Source organism: Shewanella sp. UCD-KL12 (genome assembly GCF_001957125.1).
Classification (GTDB): Bacteria; Pseudomonadota; Gammaproteobacteria; order Enterobacterales; family Shewanellaceae; genus Shewanella.
This window is the reverse complement of the sequence record NZ_MPHJ01000061.1, coordinates 1-601: the sequence shown is the minus strand read 5'-3', so window position 1 is coordinate 601 and position 601 is coordinate 1. Positions and strand designations below refer to the sequence as shown.

The window sequence follows — 601 nt, the reverse complement described above, 5'->3', positions numbered from 1 at the left end:
GGTAGCTACGTTCGGAATCGATAACCGCTGAAAGCATCTAAGCGGGAAGCGAGTCCTAAGATGAGTCATCCCTAGAGATTTAATCTCTCTAAAGAGCCGTTCTAGACTAGGACGTTGATAGGCAAGGTGTGTAAGCGTTGTGAGGCGTTGAGCTAACTTGTACTAATGACTCGTGAGGCTTAACCATACAACCCAGATGGGTTTGTGGTGATTAATGATGATTACTTTACAAGCACAAAAGAATACAAACTTGATTTAAGTTAGAATGATTATAAAACCCAATTAGCTTTTCAAATTTTACCCAATTAGTCTGGAAACCATAGCATTGTGGCCCCACCTGATCCCATCTCGAACTCAGAAGTGAAACGCAATAGCGCCGATGGTAGTGTGGGGTCTCCCCATGTGAGAGTAGGTCATTTCCAGGCGCCTAATAAACGATAAATCCCCAGCACTTTGTGTTGGGGATTTTTTCGTTTAACAGCTTTTGAAATGACCACTCGAACATGGGAAGTAAATAGCGCATGCGAAGCATGCTTCATTTCATGTGATAGTAGGGTGACGAGCCTACGCTTATCAAGCGAAGCTTGATGTTGGCTCTGAA

General features: G+C 43.4%; 1 protein-coding gene and 2 rRNA genes. 2 read left to right on the top strand and 1 reads right to left on the bottom strand.

Annotated features, from left to right (window positions below):
- Window positions 1-187 (top strand): 23S ribosomal RNA (locus BM736_RS24860); the annotation flags it as partial.
- Between the two features lie 122 nt (window positions 188-309).
- Window positions 310-425 (top strand): 5S ribosomal RNA (rrf, locus tag BM736_RS24855).
- Here rrf and BM736_RS25340 read toward each other — a convergent pair.
- On the bottom strand, window positions 414-601 hold a 188-nt coding region (locus BM736_RS25340), incomplete at its 5' end, for a hypothetical protein (protein ID WP_218638784.1). The two genes, rrf and BM736_RS25340, sit on opposite strands and share 12 nt — an antisense overlap.